At 69.6% G+C, this 13,810-nt stretch carries 19 protein-coding genes; 1 reads left to right on the forward strand and 18 read right to left on the reverse strand.

Features of this window, described 5'->3' with window-relative positions; all coding sequences use genetic code 11:
• Positions 1 to 2: 2 nt before the first annotated feature.
• From GU920_RS14135 to fabF, 18 genes are all read right to left on the reverse strand, one after another.
• A complete protein-coding gene (locus GU920_RS14135) occupies positions 3 to 437 on the reverse strand; it encodes an NlpC/P60 family protein (RefSeq protein WP_161767725.1) in 435 nt (144 codons plus the stop codon).
• Positions 434 to 1,300: a DUF2163 domain-containing protein gene (locus GU920_RS14140; protein WP_161767726.1), complete on the reverse strand. Its 867-nt coding sequence runs from the start codon at positions 1,298 to 1,300 to the stop codon at positions 434 to 436. Before GU920_RS14140 ends, GU920_RS14135 begins: the two co-directional genes overlap by 4 nt.
• Positions 1,297 to 1,929 (reverse strand): DUF2460 domain-containing protein, encoded by a 633-nt coding sequence (locus tag GU920_RS14145; protein ID WP_161767727.1) that lies wholly within the window; start codon positions 1,927 to 1,929, stop codon positions 1,297 to 1,299. The genes GU920_RS14140 and GU920_RS14145 overlap by 4 nt, the downstream gene beginning before the upstream one ends.
• A gap of 9 nt (positions 1,930 to 1,938) precedes the next feature.
• On the reverse strand, positions 1,939 to 2,583 hold the full coding sequence (locus GU920_RS14150) for a phage tail tape measure protein (protein ID WP_161767728.1): 645 nt from the start codon (positions 2,581 to 2,583) through the stop codon (positions 1,939 to 1,941).
• Positions 2,510 to 2,767, reverse strand: coding sequence for a rcc01693 family protein (locus GU920_RS14155; protein WP_394351565.1), 258 nt, complete (start codon positions 2,765 to 2,767; stop codon positions 2,510 to 2,512). The genes GU920_RS14150 and GU920_RS14155 overlap by 74 nt, the downstream gene beginning before the upstream one ends.
• On the reverse strand, positions 2,764 to 3,087 hold the full coding sequence (locus tag GU920_RS14160; protein ID WP_161767729.1) for a gene transfer agent family protein: 324 nt from the start codon (positions 3,085 to 3,087) through the stop codon (positions 2,764 to 2,766). The genes GU920_RS14155 and GU920_RS14160 overlap by 4 nt, the downstream gene beginning before the upstream one ends.
• The gene (locus tag GU920_RS14165) at positions 3,087 to 3,500 is read right to left on the reverse strand and encodes a phage major tail protein, TP901-1 family (RefSeq protein ID WP_161767730.1); all 414 of its coding nucleotides are present in this window, start codon (positions 3,498 to 3,500) and stop codon (positions 3,087 to 3,089) included. Before GU920_RS14165 ends, GU920_RS14160 begins: the two co-directional genes overlap by 1 nt.
• Before the next feature lie 10 nt (positions 3,501 to 3,510).
• Complete coding sequence (locus GU920_RS14170; protein WP_161767731.1) at positions 3,511 to 3,903, reverse strand: DUF3168 domain-containing protein; 393 nt, start codon at positions 3,901 to 3,903, stop codon at positions 3,511 to 3,513.
• Positions 3,900 to 4,235: a head-tail adaptor protein gene (locus GU920_RS14175; RefSeq protein ID WP_161767732.1), complete on the reverse strand. Its 336-nt coding sequence runs from the start codon at positions 4,233 to 4,235 to the stop codon at positions 3,900 to 3,902. The genes GU920_RS14170 and GU920_RS14175 overlap by 4 nt, the downstream gene beginning before the upstream one ends.
• Entirely contained in the window at positions 4,235 to 4,834 is a 600-nt protein-coding gene (locus GU920_RS14180; RefSeq protein ID WP_161767733.1) for a head-tail connector protein, read from the reverse strand. The genes GU920_RS14175 and GU920_RS14180 overlap by 1 nt, the downstream gene beginning before the upstream one ends.
• Positions 4,835 to 4,891: 57 nt before the next feature.
• Positions 4,892 to 6,085, reverse strand: a complete 1,194-nt coding sequence (locus GU920_RS14185) for a phage major capsid protein (protein WP_161767734.1) — start codon at positions 6,083 to 6,085, stop codon at positions 4,892 to 4,894.
• A 28-nt stretch (positions 6,086 to 6,113) separates the two neighbouring features.
• On the reverse strand, positions 6,114 to 6,644 hold the full coding sequence (locus tag GU920_RS14190) for an HK97 family phage prohead protease (protein ID WP_161767735.1): 531 nt from the start codon (positions 6,642 to 6,644) through the stop codon (positions 6,114 to 6,116).
• A 3-nt stretch (positions 6,645 to 6,647) separates the two neighbouring features.
• Positions 6,648 to 6,908 carry a GTA head formation protein, RCAP_rcc01685 family gene (locus GU920_RS14195; RefSeq protein WP_161767736.1) on the reverse strand — a complete coding sequence of 87 codons (261 nt, stop codon included), beginning with the start codon at positions 6,906 to 6,908 and terminating at the stop codon, positions 6,648 to 6,650.
• Positions 6,905 to 8,077: a phage portal protein gene (locus GU920_RS14200; RefSeq protein WP_161767737.1), complete on the reverse strand. Its 1,173-nt coding sequence runs from the start codon at positions 8,075 to 8,077 to the stop codon at positions 6,905 to 6,907. Before GU920_RS14200 ends, GU920_RS14195 begins: the two co-directional genes overlap by 4 nt.
• Positions 8,078 to 8,144: 67 nt before the next feature.
• Complete coding sequence (locus tag GU920_RS14205; protein WP_161767738.1) at positions 8,145 to 9,488, reverse strand: DNA-packaging protein; 1,344 nt, start codon at positions 9,486 to 9,488, stop codon at positions 8,145 to 8,147.
• A complete protein-coding gene (locus GU920_RS14210; protein WP_161767739.1) occupies positions 9,436 to 9,765 on the reverse strand; it encodes a hypothetical protein in 330 nt (109 codons plus the stop codon). The genes GU920_RS14205 and GU920_RS14210 overlap by 53 nt, the downstream gene beginning before the upstream one ends.
• 471 nt (positions 9,766 to 10,236) lie before the next feature.
• Complete coding sequence (gene mltG, locus GU920_RS14215; protein WP_161767740.1) at positions 10,237 to 11,412, reverse strand: endolytic transglycosylase MltG; 1,176 nt, start codon at positions 11,410 to 11,412, stop codon at positions 10,237 to 10,239.
• On the reverse strand, positions 11,412 to 12,674 hold the full coding sequence (gene fabF, locus GU920_RS14220; protein WP_161767741.1) for a beta-ketoacyl-ACP synthase II: 1,263 nt from the start codon (positions 12,672 to 12,674) through the stop codon (positions 11,412 to 11,414). Before fabF ends, mltG begins: the two co-directional genes overlap by 1 nt.
• Before the next feature lie 499 nt (positions 12,675 to 13,173).
• On the opposite strand from fabF, the gene GU920_RS14225 reads away from it, so the two are divergent.
• The gene (locus GU920_RS14225) at positions 13,174 to 13,353 is read left to right on the forward strand and encodes a GNAT family N-acetyltransferase (protein WP_161767742.1); all 180 of its coding nucleotides are present in this window, start codon (positions 13,174 to 13,176) and stop codon (positions 13,351 to 13,353) included.
• Positions 13,354 to 13,810: the final 457 nt, after the last annotated feature.

Consider the following 13,810-nt stretch of genomic DNA (forward strand, 5'->3'; position numbering starts at 1 on the left):
TCTCACTCCTGAATTGGAAAGGCGAACCGCCCCACGATCCGCCGCGCCCAAGGCGCGCTAAGCGAGCTCTCCACCACCCCATGCCCGGTATAGGCATGGACAAACGCCTCACCCTGCGCAGCCGGCACCGAAATCCCCAGATGCTTGGCCACCGCCCCCTGCCGCATCCGGAACAACAGCACCTGCCCCGGCCCCGCGCGCCCCGGCGGCAGCGGGATCAGCCAGCGCCCCGCCGCCGCCCACAGATCCTCGCGCCGCGCGGCCTCGGACCAGTCAGGCGTATAGGGCGGCACCGCCTCGGGCTCTGCCCCCAGCACCTCGCGCCACACCCCCCGTAACAGGCCAAGGCAATCCGTGCCTGCGCCTTTCGCACTGGCCTGATGCACATAGGGCGTCCCGATCCAACCGCGCGCGGCCGCCACGATCCGCGCGCTCACGCCGCGCCCGTGCGCATGCTGCGGCGGGGCGATGCGGTGATCCAATCCTCATCCGGCACATGCGGAAAGCCCCGGAAATTCATGAAATTGCTGAATTTAGAACGACACGTCTCCGCCATCCGGTCACAGCCGGCGCGCAGATCGACCCGGTCCCCCGGCGCGGGCAGGATCGCGGGTTCCTCCCACAATTCCACCAGACGCAGCCCATCCTCCACCGCGTCCCGCTTCACCGATCCACTCAGACCCGCCGCCGCCCCGTCCAAGATGCGCAGCGTGCCTTGCGCGAACCACCCCGCCGCGAACCCGCCCGCAAGGGCCAGCACCAGCACCCGGCCCTCGCGCACGGCCTCTACCGCGAACACCCCGCCAAACTCCGGCAATGACAGGTCCACCCCACAGCGCGCATCCCCCAGCACGGCATCGCAGCCCGGCTGCAACACCCGCCCCTCCGTGCGGTTCAACGCCTCGCTAAGGCCCCGCAATTCCGCCCGGAACTCTGCCCCCGCCTGCGTCACCTCGCCAAGCGTGCCGCGAAAGCGCATCTCGCGCGCCGCCACATCCTGCCAGTTCACCTGCCACAGCCGCACCGCCGCCCCGTCGAACCGGCCCGCGGTGATATCCTCGGCCCGCACGCCCGCATCCGACAGCGCCCCCACCGCCTCGGAATTGTCCACCGCCAGCCCGGCCACCTGCGCCAGCGCCCGCGCCGTAAGCCCGGTCCCCGCGCGGAACGTCACCCCCTCGAAGGCCAGATCGCGGTCATGGTCGGTGAACCCCATTTCCACCCCGTCCCGCCGCGTCACCGCCCAGCACAGGCAGGTGGTGGTGATCCCCCCCGCCAGATGATCCGCCAGCCCGCTCACAGCCGCACCTCCACCACCGGCACCGAAGGCACCTCGCCCGCCTGAAACGACGCGACCGATACCGCGATCCGGTCCGTGTCGAACCGCACTGGCACGTCGAATTCAAACCCCGCCGTCACCGCTGTGCCCACATCTGGTGGCAGGACAAAGGTCACCGTCCCCACCGCCGCATCCAGCACGTAATCCACCGTCTCCACCTGCCGGTTCCCCGCCACCGCCACCACCACCGTACCCGCCACCGGCTTCAGGATCGGGCGGTGAAAAGCATGGCCCTCCGGGTCATAGGTCTTGGCCAGTTGAAACACCGTCGCCGCCCCGTCCCCGGTTCCGATGGCCTGATCCAGATCGGACACCTTCCCCGACGGCCTGCAGGATTTGAAATCCGCCCAATCCTTCCAACGAAACCCGAACAACTGCCCCCGCCGCGCCTCGAAGAAACCCAGCAGCGCGGCCACGTCGTCCAGCGACCGCAGGCCCAGCCCCGCATCATAGCGCCGCCGCGATTGCGCCCAGGGCGTGTTGCGCTCCTCGTACCCGTTGGCCAGCGTGACGATCTCTGTCCGCCGCTCCGGCCCGCCGGTGGAGCCAAAGCTCAGATTCGCCGGAAACCGCACCTCATGGAAACCCATGCCCACCCCTCACCTGTTTCTCTGCCCGCGCGCCAAGGCCCGCGCCGCCTGCGCCGCGATCTGGCTCTGGCTCCTCTGGAACCCCGCCACATCCGGCGTCGCGATGTTCATCACCACCGTCACCGGCCGCGCCGCCCCGCCGCCCGCCTGCACGCCCAGCCGCCCATCTGCGCCCCGCGCCAGGGGCAAGATCGCCTCCGGCCCCGCCTCGCCCATCAACCCGATCCCACCCCGCATCGGAAAGACGGCAGGCGACGCCACCACCCCGCCATGGGCGAAAGGCGTCACCCTGCCCTGCGAAAACGCGCCCCCCTTGGCAAAAGGCAGCACCCCCGACAGCATCCCGTTGATCCCCTCGGCCAAAGCCCCGCCGATCGCGGTTTGCACGGGCCGCATCGCCACCGCATAGACCGATGCCGCCATGCTCGCCGCCACACCGCGCAAGGCATCCGACAGGCGCATCCCGTCAAACATCACCCCGTCGAAGGCCCGCCGCAGCCCCCCACCCAGGGCACCGGAAAGCGATGTCACCTCGCGCCCCGTGAACAGCATGGTCTGCGACAGCCGCGCCAGTTCCGCCTCAAAGGCCGCCGCCACCGGCAGCGCCCCCTCCATCCGCGCCTCCAGCGCCGCCAGCGCCTCCACTTCCGCCATCCGTCATCCCTCCATCAGGAAAAGCCGCCACAAGTTCCGCCAGCCGTGCCCGCGTCAGGGGCGGCACCGCCACCTCCAGCCCCAGCATCAGCCGCAATTCTGCCGGCGTCAGTCGCCAGAACAGCGCCGGGTCCAGCCGCAGCCCGCCGATCCCTGCCCGCATCAACCCGGCCCAATCAATCACGCGCCATCCCCGGGCAGCGCAAAGGCCCGCGCCAGCAACTCTGCCGCCGCCCGCGCCGCCCCCACCGGGCCGCCGCCGATCTCCACCGTCATCAGATCGCCCGCGCGGCCCTGCCAGCCGCCCCCGCGCAAGCCCGCCACCAGCAGGGCCAGCACATCGCGGCTGGAAAATCGCCCCGCCTCGAACCGCGCCACCAGATCCATAAGCGACCCCTCGCCCAGGCCCGCCTCCAGCTCGGCCAGCGCCCCCAGCGTCAGCCGCGCCACATGCGGCCGCCCATCGAGCAGCACCTCCACCTCGCCCGCCCAAGGATTGGCCATCACAGCGCCGTAAAGGTCAAAGCCCCGGCCGAGGCGAGCGAAAGCTCATAGGTCGCCTCGCCATTGAAACTTCCGGCATATTCGATCGCGGTGATCTGGAACGGCCCCTCCACCACGCCGAAATCGGGGATGATCACCTGAAACCCTGGCATCTCGCCATCAAAGAAGATCTGCCGCGCCCGCGCGTCGGTGTCCGCATCGCGGAACACCCCCGCCCCGCTCACCTGCGCCGACCGCACGCCCGCGCCCGCCAGCAATTCGCGCCAGCCCCCCGCGCTTTCCAGACTGGTCACATCCACCGTCTCGGCGTTGAAGCTGATCCGCGTCGCGCGCAGCCCCGCCACCGTCTCGAACTGCCCGTCCCCGGTCAGATCCACCTTCAAAAGCAAATCCTTGCCGTTCTGCACCGCCATCACGCGCTCCTCATGCCTCTACCCGCAACCGAAAGGTCAGATCGACCCGCCGCTCCGCACCATCGTCCGACCGCACCGCCTTCGCCTTCTGGAACCACACGCCCACGATCCGCCCTTGGGCAAGCGCCAGCCCCTCCATCGCGCCGCAGACCGCCGCCGCCACAGCCTTGGCCGCCAGAAACCCCGCCGCATCCGACCGGACCGAAATCTCCACCCGGTGCTCCGCCCCCGCGCCTGTCACGTCCGACGCATCGCGCACCTCGTCCGCCCCGATCAGGACAAAGGTTCCCACCGCGCCCCCCGGCGGGACGGCATCCATCACCGCCACCCCCGCCAGATCGGGATGGGCCGCCAGCGCCCCATGCACCGCCACCTGCACGGCCCCCGCAAGGCCATAGCTCATCCTGATACCTCCTCTGCCGCGCAGATCAGAAAACGCCCGCCCGCATCCGCCTCGGTCACCGCCAGCAGGCGGAACAGCCGCGCCCCGTCGCGAAACCGCATCCCAGCCGCGGGCCGCATCGCATGGCCCGCAGGCAGGCCGCGCACCACGATCCGCAAAGGCTGCACCGCCACCGCCGCACCCAGCGCATTGCCCGAGCGCCCCGCACCGGGCCGCACCTCGGCCCAGACCGTCCCCCGCACCTGCCACACCTCGGCAAAGCCGCCCGCACCATCGGCCACGCGCGCCGCCGCCTCCAGCACCAGCGCCCGCGTCAACCGCACCGCCCTCATCACGCACCCCCGCCCAACAGGCGCACCGTCCGCCACCGTTCCAGCAGCGCCTGCACGGTCAAGGGCAGCCCGGCCACCCCATCCCCCGCGTCATGCCGCGTCTCGTAGAACTGCGCCGCCAGCAGCATCACCGCCTGCTGAAGGTCCGCAGGCACATCCGCCCAATCGGCGCCAAACCCTGCCGTCAGCGCGATCTCGACCCGACCGCTGGCCGGGATCATCGGCAACGTGCCCGCCACCATCACCAGCCGGGGCCGATGCGCATCCCGCTCCAGCCGGTAGCGCGCCGCCTCCAGCACGACCCGCGCGCCCGCGCTGTCCACCAGCGCCACCTCATCCAGGGCCGAAACCGGCGCCAGCGGCAGCGCCTGCGCCGCAATCCCGCGCCACGCGCCAAGCAGGATCCGAAACTCCCGCGCCAGCAGCGCCTTGCCCGTCCGGCCCTCCACCACCGCAAGGGCCGCGCGCAACAGGCTCTCCAGCATCGCCGCCTGCGCCAGATCGCCCTGAAAGGCCGTCCCCAGCCGCAGATGATCGGCCAGCGCCGCCACCGGCAGCGCCGCAGCCGGCACCACCCCCGTCTCTTCCAGCACCATCATCGCACCCCCAACCACACCCAAAGGGGGGCCGGGCCACCGGCCCGACCCCGGCACCGCTTACGACACCGCAAACCGCAACAGCTTGATCGCCGCGAAATCTGTCACCTCACCCCCCACACGCTTGGAGGCGTAGAACAGCACATGGGGCTTGGCGCTGAACGGATCGCGCAGGATGCGCAGATCGGGCCGCTCCGCGATGGTGTATCCCGCGCGGAAATCGCCAAAGGCGATGGCATGGGCGCCCGCCGCGATATCGGGCATGTCCTCGCAGATCAGCACCGCATAGCCCATCAGCCGCGCAGGCTCTCCCGCCGCCAACCCGTCCGACCACAGGAAACGCCCATCGGCATCCTTCATCTTCCGCACAGCGCCGGCCGTCTTGGAATTCATAACGAAGGTCGCATTGGCGCGATATTCCGCCCCCAGCGCATAGACGAGGTTGATGATGCAATCCGCGGGATTCGTTGCGGAAAAGTCCGAAGCCGCGCCAGACGGCACATAGCCAAGGCTCCCCCAAGCCCAGGACGCATTGGCCACCTTGGGCGGGGTCAGAAACCCCTTGGGCTTGTCCACCCCGTCGCCCGACACAAAGGCCGCCGACTCCGCCCGCAGGAACCGCGTCGCGATCTTGCCCGCAAGCCAGCCCTCCACGTCAAAGGCGCTGTCATCCAGCAGGCGCTGGCTCGCCTTCGGCATGGCCGACAGTTCGTGCAGCTTGATCGACACCCGCTCCAGCAGCGGCGTGGCCGTTTCGGCCTGTGCCGCCGTCTCGGTCGCCCAGCCCGATCCCACCTCCGACCGGTCGATCAGCACATCAAACGACGCCGCCTCCACCTGCACCACCTGCGCGATCGCCCGGATGGATGCGGTGGACACCAGCATCGACCGGATCGCCTCCGCTGTCTGCGGATCGACCAGATAGCCGCCATCCGCCGCCACGGCGGAGTTCAGGGCCTTGCCTTCCAGCACCAGCCCGCGCAGCCCGTCATCATCGCCCGTCCGCACATAAGCGTTGAACGCCTTGCGATGCGGCGCCCCCGTCTCGGCCACCGCCAAGGGCGGGCGCCCATATCCCGTCATCTTCCGATCCAGCATCGTCATCCGCGCATCCTGTTGTTGCACCAAAGCCTTCACTTCCCCCTGAAATGCGCTGACTTCGCTCAGAAAATCCGTCAGCGCGGCCTTCACGTCCAAAACCGCCTCCACCCCGCGCGGGGCATCATCCCCGGCGGCCACAGCTTTCGCTTCCATCGTCGTTCCTTCCCTCAAACAGGCGCGCTCACCGCGCCGCCAACCTGTCCCGCGCGCCGCGCAGAACCCACGCCAACTCTCCCAGCAGACCCTCCGCCGCCTTGGCCGCCACCCGCGCCGCGGGCAGCATCGGGAATGTCACCAGCGACACTTCCCACAACTCCACCTCTGCCAGCCGCCGCTGACCTCTTGCATCACGATCTGCCCGCAACGTCCTGTATCCGATGGACAATCCGTCCATCGCCCCCGCCGCCAAAAGCGCCGCCGCCTCGCGCCCCTGCGCCAGATCCGTCAAGAGCCGCCCCTTCACCCACAGCCCCCGCGCATCCTCGCGCACCTCGTCCCACACCCCGATGGGTTGCGCCGGATCATGCTGCCACAGCATCTTCACCCGCCGCCCCTCTGCCGCCAGCCGCTTCAGGCTGGCCGCATAGGCGCCGGGCAGCACCACATCGCCCCCCTGATCCGCCACCCCAAAGACCGAGGCATAGCCCTCCAGCCCCGCCCCCGTCACCGCCAGCCCGCCTTCGGCGCGCGTGAACTTCCGCTCCAGTTCCATCCCTCACCTCACCATCGCCGCCTGCACCAACGCCTCCGCCCCCTGCGCCAGCAGAAAGGCCGCCCCGCCAAAGACCATCACCCAGATCCGCCGCTCCAGCCGCTCCAGCGACGTCTCGATATGGGACAGCCGGTAATCCAGCGCCGACCAGCGTTCCTCGGCCACCCGCTCATTGGCCTCGATCCGCGCCGTGGCCGCATCGAAACTGTCGAACAGGAAGCGCGACCCGCCCCCTGAACCCGCCGCCCCGCCCCGCGCCGTCATTCCACCTCCAAGGGCGGCAACCCCAGCGCCTGGCGCTTCTCGCCCGCCGTCAGGAAATCTGCCGCCGCCACCCGCGCCCAGGCCGCATCCCGCTCCACCGCCAGCGCCGGGATCAGGTCCAGATCGGGGCGCATCTCCACCGCCTCGCCGGTAAAGCCCGCCAGCCAATGCGACAACGCCGCCAAGACCCGCGCCGCCAAGGGCAGCACCGTCAGCCGATAGAAGGCGCGGTTCGCCTCGGCATAGTTGGCATAGGTCGCATCACCGGGAACCCCCAGCAGCATGGGCGGCACGCCAAAGGCCGTGGCAATCTCGCGCGCCGCCGCCTCCTTGGTTCGCTGGAATTCCATGTCGCTGGGCGAAAACCCCATCGGCTTCCAGTCCAGCCCCCCTTCCAGCAACATCGGCCGCCCAGCATTGCGCGCGCCCTGATGGTGGCTCTCCATCTCGCCCACCAGCCGCTCATATTGCTCGGCCGTCAGCATGGATTGCCCCTCCACGCCCCGATAGACGATCGCCCCCGAAGGCCGCGCCGCATTGTCGAGCAGCGCCTTCGACCAGGCAGAGGCCGCGTTATGCACATCAATCGCCACCGCCGCCGCCTGCAGCGGCGAGAACCCGTAATGGTCATCCTGCGGATGGAAGCTGCGGATATGGCAGATGGGCGCCGTCTGCCCCCGCATGTCGAACCGATGCGTCCGCCCCGCCACGGTGTAATCATAGGCCACCGGCCACCCATCCGCCCCCGGCACCACCGCCATCCGATCCGATCGCAGCACATGCACCTCATCGGGCAGCGCCCCCTCCCCCGGAACCGCCTCCAGATAGGCATTCCCGCTTAGCAGAAGCTGCCCATAAATCGCCTCCAGCAGCTCCGCCCGCCCCTGCGCCGCGTTGGGCCGCGCCATTAGCGCGGCCAAGGGATGCACCTCGTATCGCCGTGCCGCATCCTGCACCACCACAGGCAGCGCCGCCGCCGCCTCGGAAATCAGCCGCACCGCGCGAAACCCCACCGGGTTGCCCATGAACCCGCTGCGCGACAGGCTCCCCACATCCCGCGCCGACCACGCCACACGGCCCCCCTGTCCCCAGGCCACCACCCGCCCCACCGCACTTGCCTTCACCTCAGGCACAGCCACCGGGGCCTTCCGCAAGAACCGCAACACCATCACCCACGCCTCCCTTGCCGGCCGGCCCAAGGCCGCCAGAGGTCAAAACCCGCCACTCGTCCGAAAGTCAGAGCGTCCGCACCTGCGGCCGCCGCCAGCCCGCCGCCGCGTCCAGCATCAGATCGGTCAGCGCCCAGACCAGCGCATCCACCCGGTCCGGCGATCCCCGGCCCACAAAGCCGGCCCGCGTCATCTGCCCCATCTGCGCCTCAAGGCGGCCCAGACCGCCCAGATGCCCCACGCGCCCCTGCTCATAAAGCGCGGCGATGGGTTCGGCGCGCACCGATTTTCCCTTGCTCGCCCGCACCATTCGCAGGGGCAGGAACGGGTCCTGCTGGCGGATCACGGCGGCCACCAGATCGCCGCCCATGTTCACCTCCGCCACCATCCGGTCGGCCCCGTGGCGGCGGAACGCCTCCACCGCAACGGCGGCCCAATCAGCCGCGCCCTTGCCCTGAACGCTGGCATCCTCCAGCACCACGGCGCGCCATTCCTGCGGCGGTCCTTCCAGCCGGGCGCCCACCACCACGATGCCACATTCATCCGCGCCCTCGCCCACGCTGGCGGGCGGGTCCACCGCCACCACCACCCGCGTCAGCCCCTCGGTGCCCGCGCCCTGCGCCGCCTCGATCATCTGCCGCGTCCAAAGCGCCCCCTCGGCATCCTCGACCAGCAGCCCCTCCAACTCCTCCATCCCGCGCCGTGTGCCGCCATAGCGCGCCTCCATCTCATGCAGGAAGGACGCCGCCAGATTGGCCTTATTGGCCTCTGTCGGCGCATGGGTCACAACGGTGGAGGGGTTCTTCAGGATCGCCTTCAGCACCGGCACATTGCGCGGCGTCGTCGTCACCACCGCCTGCGGCAGATCGCCCAGTCGCAGCGCGAATTGCAGCATGTCCCACGTCTCCTGCGCGCGCGGCCATTTCGCCAATTCATCCGCCCATGCGGCATCGAATTGCGGCCCCCGCAGGCTTTCGGGATCATGGGCGGATACCACCTGCGCCACCGCCCCGTTCGGCCAGATCAGCCGCTTGCGCCCCGCCTCCCAGACCGGGCGGCGGTCGGGGGGCGCACAGGCCATGATCCCACTTTCGCCAAAGATCATCACCTCGCGCACTTGATCCACCGTCTCGCCCACCAGCGCCACGCGGCGCGCGCGCCCCGCATCGGCCGGCCCGGCCCCTTCCACCTGCCCCCGCACCCATTCCGCCCCGGCGCGCGTCTTGCCCGCACCGCGCCCGCCCATGATCACCCATGTCCGCCAGGCCCCATCGGGCGCGATCTGGTGCGGCAACGCCCAGAACTCGAACAGCCAGGGCAGCGCCAGAAAGGCGCCCTCGCTCAGGCCATGCAGGAACTCAGTCACCACCTCCGGCGTCGCGGAGGCGAGCCAGACGGCGCCCGATCTCATCGCGCGCCGCGTCAAGGTCGAGCGTCCGTCCCCCGACAACGCCGGCCACTTGGTTGCGAAGCCTTTCAATTTTCACCCTTTCATCCATCAAGACGGCCAGCGCCGCCTGAAGATCCCGCACCGCCTGCAAGGTGCGATGCGATCCATCGCCCCCGCTCCGCCGCACCCCTACCAGTGCCGCCGCCACATCCGCCGCCGCTGCGTCAAACACGCGCAGCGCGTGGTCCAGCAGTTCCGCCCCCGTCAGGGGTGCGCCACCCCCGCTTGCATCCTGCATCTGCCACTTCGCCCTCTGCCGGCCCTCCGGCGGAAAAGGAAAAGCGGCACCGGGTCTCCCCGTGCCGCTTGCCCACCTGTCTCATCATGCAACAATCTATAGACCGGACCGCCCGCCAAAGTCAAGCATTTTCCCGTTTCTGGTCAATGCCTTAGCGACCGCCGCCTTCACCCTTTCTTCATCTTTTCGCAGCCCCCGAACGCCTTGCCGCCCCCCGGCCCGTGACCCCCGTATCGCCCCCGTTGCCTGTGCGGCCTCCGCGATGCCCTCCCGGCAAAGACCACGCGCACCCAGGTTCACGGCGCCCGCAATCCGGGCCCCACCGCTGCCGCGGCCCCTCTGCTCCGGCACCAATCAGACACCACCGCCGCGGATTGCGCGGTGGAACGACAGCCAGACCACCCAAGGCCCGCAGGTGGATGCTGGCCTCATCGGCCAAGCCCCCGGCCAGTCATCCCTGCGGCGCGGCGCTCAGTCCTGCACCCCTGTCGCCGCCTCCTCGCCCCGCTCGCGCTCGATCGCGCGCCAGCGGGCGACATTCTCGTTATGCTCTTCCAGCGTGCGGGCAAAGGCATGGCCACCCGTGCCATCGGCCACGAAATACAGGTAATCCGTGGTGTCCGGGTTCAAAGCCGCCTCGATCGACAGCCGCCCCGGATTGGCAATCGGCGTCGGCGGCAGCCCGTCGATCACATAGGTGTTCCACGGCGTCTCGCGCCGCAACTCGCTCTGCCGCAGCCCGCGCCCCAGCACGCCCTCGCCCCGCGTCACGCCATAGATCACCGTGGGATCGGTCTGCAGCCGCATCCCCATCCGCAGACGGTTGACGAACACCCCCGCCACCTGCCGCCGCTCCTCGGCCACCCCGGTCTCCTTCTCCACGATGGAGGCCATGATCAACGCTTCTTCCGGCGTCTCATAGGGCAAGCCGTCCGCCCGCGTCGCCCAAAGCTCGGCCAGCGTCGCCGCCTGCCGCTCTGCCATAAGCGCCAGCAGCCCGGCCCGATCCGCGCCCCGCTCCACCTCATAGCTGTCCGGCGCCAGCGTCCCCTCGGGCGGCACCTCGGCCAATTCGCCCGTCAGGAACTCCGCCCGCTTCAGCGCCTCCACCACCTGCCAGCTTGTCACGCCCTCGGCCAGCGTCACCCGCCAGCGGATGTCATCCGCCTCGGCCACATCCAGATATTCCGCAGGCGCCGCCGCCGTGGCGGGATCAAAGGCCACCACCTCCACATAGCGGTTCGTCGCCGGGTCCAGCTCGCGCAGCACCATCTCAGCGCTCGCCACCGAAATGCGGTAATTCACCTCACGCCCGCAGGTCGATTGCCCCCCCGCAGTCAGGCTGTCGAGGATCTGCGCCATCGACTGCCCCGGCGTCACCAGGTAGGACCCGAATTTCAGCCCATCCGCCTTGCCCGAATAATCCGCCCCGATGCGGAAGATGCGCGCATCGCTGACTGCACCCTGTTCCTCCAGCGCGCGGCTCACCGCCGAAAGCGATGCCCCCCGCTCCACCCGGAAACAGATCGACTGGTCCAGCGGCCCCGGTCCCGCAAACTCTTCCCGCCCCCAGGCCAAAAGCCCGGCCATGGCGACCAGCAGCACGACAAACAGCGTCAGCGCGTTCGACGCGATCGACCGCCACATCAGCCTGCAACCTTACCCAGCACGAGGCTGGCATTGGTGCCACCAAACCCGAAGGAGTTTGACAGCGCCACGTCGATCTTGCGCTTCACCGCCTTGTTCGGCGCAAGGTCAAGCTTCGGCTGCACGGCAGGGGTATCAAGGTTGATCGTGGGCGGCGCCACCTGATCGCGGATCGCCAGCACGCAGAAGATGGCCTCCACCGCGCCCGCCGCGCCCAACAGATGCCCGATGGAGGATTTGGTCGAACTCATCGTCGCGCCCGCCGCCGCATCGCCCAACAGCCGCTCCACCGCGCCCAGCTCGATCGTGTCGGCCATGGTGCTCGTGCCATGGGCATTGATATAATCCACCCGGTCCGGCGTGATCCCCGCCCGCGCCAGCGCCGCCGCCATGGACCGATACCCGCCATCGCCATCCTCGGATGGCGCGGTGATGTGATAGGCATCGCCCGACAGCCCGTAGCCCAGCACCTCGGCGTAAATCTTCGCGCCGCGCGCTTTGGCGTGCTCATACTCCTCCAGCACCACCACACCCGCGCCCTCGCCCATCACGAACCCGTCGCGATCCGCGTCATAGGGGCGCGAGGCCTTGGTCGGATCATCCGCCCGCTTCGTGGACAGCGCCTTGCAGGCGTTGAAGCCCGCGATCCCGATCTCGCTGATGGGGCTTTCCGCCCCGCCCGCGATCATCACATCCGCATCGCCCCACTGGATCAGCCGCGCCGCATCGCCAATGGCATGGGCGCCCGTCGAACAGGCCGTCACCACCGCATGGTTCGGCCCCTTGAAGCCGAAGCGGATCGACACCTGACCCGAGATCAGGTTGATCAGCGCGCCGGGGATAAAGAAGGGCGACACCCGCTTTGGCCCCTTCTCCTTGATCAGCACCGCCGTCTCGGCAATCGAGGTCAGCCCCCCGATCCCCGATCCGATCATCACGCCGGTCCGCAACCGGCTTTCCTCATCCTGCGGCTCCCATCCCGCATCCCGCACGGCCTGCGTTGCCGCCGCCATGCCGTAGAGGATGAAGTCATCCACCTTGCGGCGGTCCTTGGGTTCCATCCAGTCATCGGGATTGAAGCTGCCATCGCTGCCATCGCCGAAGGGAATCTCGCAGGCATATTGCGTCACCACATTCGCAGGATCGAACCGCGTGATCGCCCGCGCCCCGGACTTGCCCGCCAGCAGACGGCTCCAGGTTTCCTCCACCCCGCAAGCCAGCGGCGTGACCAGACCCAGACCCGTGATGACAACCCGACGCATTCGGCCCCTCCATGAACGCATGCCTGCCCGGGTGATACACGGGGGGGGCGGGCCGTGCAACACGGGGGCCACCCCGCCGCCGCGCCACATGCCACTCGCCGCTTATCTTGACCGCGCGCGGGGGGCATAGGCCCCCAAGCCATCCCACCGGCATGTCGAATGGGCCCCGGCCACCCTCACCGCGCCGCTGCCGCTCCAACACCACCCGTCGCGCCCCACGCACCGCCTATCTGCGCCCGCCACGCATGGCCTGCCGACCATCCCTCGCGCGAAAGCCGATCCGCCGCTTGCCATCGCACCTACGGCACGGCAGATCCCTCCCCGGCCGATCCGCCCTGCCCTGACCACGCCCTCGATCCAGTCCGCCACCTTCCTCGCACAGGCCGCCCTCCATCTTGCCACCCCTGCCGCTCTTCTGGCCTTGGGGCGGGTCTGGGTATCGACCCTCGTGCCACCCATCCCGGCCAGGGGCGCGAGTCCGCAAACACCGGGCGCGGTCATGGCCCTTTCTGCAACGGATCGGCACGGCACGGCAGGGCTTGTCCGTCCCTTCGTCGATCCCCCGCATAGGGGCATGGGCCATGGCAAGGCGCTTCTCCACCACGCCCTCACCCTTGGCCGCAGCGAAGGCACGCGCCGCCTCCGCGTTCTGTCCGATCCCCAGGCCAAAGCCTTCTGACGCACCCAAGGGGCCATCCGCACCGACACCGCCCCCTCCGACGCCATCCCCGGGCGCGGGTTGCCCGTTCTGGAATGGCGCCTGCCCTGAACGCCTCGCCCCGGCGAGCCCCTCCAACCGCCTGCCGCCCTGCGCCGCTGGCCGACCGCACCCTGACCATCCGCCGCATCCCGCTGCGCAGCTTTCCAACCAGCCCCCCCCCATCGCACCCCCTGCAAAGCCAAGCCCCGTTTGCTCAAGGCCCTCATGCCCACATCCGTCAGGACCAAAGCCCCCGCAATCCGGTGCGATGCTTGACCATCAGGCCGCGATCACTCCGAAACCCCGGCGACCATTCCCGCGTTGAAGATGGGGCAGCACCCGGCATCCACTGCGATCGTCGCGCTTCGCGTCGCCCGCCGCCATCTCCGCTCCTCAAGGTTGCCTGCAAACGCCCAGCACGGCCCGCCCAGCAGCG

It is taken from the genome of Paragemmobacter ruber, from assembly GCF_009908315.1.
Lineage (GTDB): Bacteria > Pseudomonadota > Alphaproteobacteria > Rhodobacterales > Rhodobacteraceae > Paragemmobacter > Paragemmobacter ruber.

Bases quoted from the DNA above. Each gene is read 5' to 3' on its own strand.
- mltG (WP_161767740.1), bottom strand. From the start codon at position 11,412: ATGTGGCGGTCGATCGCGTCGAACGCGCTGACGCTGTTTGTCGTGCTG.
- fabF (WP_161767741.1), bottom strand. From the start codon at position 12,674: ATGCGTCGGGTTGTCATCACGGGTCTGGGTCTGGTCACGCCGCTGGCT.
- GU920_RS14210 (WP_161767739.1), bottom strand. From the start codon at position 9,765: ATGCAGGATGCAAGCGGGGGTGGCGCACCCCTGACGGGGGCGGAACTG.
- GU920_RS14170 (WP_161767731.1), bottom strand. From the start codon at position 3,903: ATGAGCTATGGCCTTGCGGGGGCCGTGCAGGTGGCGGTGCATGGGGCG.
- GU920_RS14180 (WP_161767733.1), bottom strand. From the start codon at position 4,834: ATGATGGTGCTGGAAGAGACGGGGGTGGTGCCGGCTGCGGCGCTGCCG.
- GU920_RS14205 (WP_161767738.1), bottom strand. From the start codon at position 9,488: ATGAGATCGGGCGCCGTCTGGCTCGCCTCCGCGACGCCGGAGGTGGTG.
- GU920_RS14145 (WP_161767727.1), bottom strand. From the start codon at position 1,929: ATGGGTTTCCATGAGGTGCGGTTTCCGGCGAATCTGAGCTTTGGCTCC.
- GU920_RS14225 (WP_161767742.1), top strand. From the start codon at position 13,174: ATGGCCCTTTCTGCAACGGATCGGCACGGCACGGCAGGGCTTGTCCGT.
- GU920_RS14165 (WP_161767730.1), bottom strand. From the start codon at position 3,500: ATGGCGGTGCAGAACGGCAAGGATTTGCTTTTGAAGGTGGATCTGACC.
- GU920_RS14150 (WP_161767728.1), bottom strand. From the start codon at position 2,583: ATGGCGGAAGTGGAGGCGCTGGCGGCGCTGGAGGCGCGGATGGAGGGG.
- GU920_RS14190 (WP_161767735.1), bottom strand. From the start codon at position 6,644: ATGGAACTGGAGCGGAAGTTCACGCGCGCCGAAGGCGGGCTGGCGGTG.
- GU920_RS14175 (WP_161767732.1), bottom strand. From the start codon at position 4,235: ATGAGGGCGGTGCGGTTGACGCGGGCGCTGGTGCTGGAGGCGGCGGCG.
- GU920_RS14195 (WP_161767736.1), bottom strand. From the start codon at position 6,908: ATGACGGCGCGGGGCGGGGCGGCGGGTTCAGGGGGCGGGTCGCGCTTC.
- GU920_RS14185 (WP_161767734.1), bottom strand. From the start codon at position 6,085: ATGGAAGCGAAAGCTGTGGCCGCCGGGGATGATGCCCCGCGCGGGGTG.
- GU920_RS14200 (WP_161767737.1), bottom strand. From the start codon at position 8,077: ATGGTGTTGCGGTTCTTGCGGAAGGCCCCGGTGGCTGTGCCTGAGGTG.
- GU920_RS14160 (WP_161767729.1), bottom strand. From the start codon at position 3,087: ATGGCCAATCCTTGGGCGGGCGAGGTGGAGGTGCTGCTCGATGGGCGG.